This window comes from Providencia rustigianii DSM 4541, assembly GCF_000156395.1.
Taxonomy (GTDB): domain Bacteria; phylum Pseudomonadota; class Gammaproteobacteria; order Enterobacterales; family Enterobacteriaceae; genus Providencia; species Providencia rustigianii.
Window position 1 is genome coordinate 907 of the sequence record NZ_GG703826.1, and the last position, 455, is coordinate 1,361.

The 455-nt window shown below is 43.7% G+C and carries 2 protein-coding genes; both read right to left on the reverse strand.

Features of this window, described 5'->3' with window-relative positions:
* On the reverse strand, positions 1-62 hold a 62-nt coding region (locus PROVRUST_RS20740; RefSeq protein ID WP_211207517.1), incomplete at its 3' end, for a tail protein X.
* Positions 59-455 (reverse strand): head completion/stabilization protein (locus PROVRUST_RS18395; protein ID WP_006816423.1); only part of this gene is annotated, 397 nt, incomplete at its 5' end. The genes PROVRUST_RS20740 and PROVRUST_RS18395, both read right to left, overlap by 4 nt.

Sequence of the window (455 nt, forward strand, 5' to 3'; positions counted from 1 at the left end):
CTTCCGTAAAATCGCCAACAAATAGCGTCAACGGTGTCACCTTGAATTGTTCTAATCTTCATATCAGCTCAACAATGTTATGTGTTGCGCCCTTGATTCGCTGGATTGCCCATAACGCATCACGTTGCAAATCATCAATATTTGGCTCAAGCGCATCGGCTTTTTTATTACCACTAGGCGTGGTATCAATATCACGATATCGCTCAGTGATATTGGCTTTCGCACCGCAAAATACAGCGCGGCGATAAAGATAAATAAGCTCGGACTCTGAGGATTCGCCCTCATGAATTTTATTGGCAGGCACACTCTCAAGCGACTGATAACCCAAACCAATTTCTTTCTTTTTCCATTCCAACAACTCTCGATTGGTTTCGATGATGGCATTTTTTAAGCTGTTGATTAGACGATGTGGTGTGACCGTTCCATCTACGCGCATTTGTTCGCGAAAATCGGCG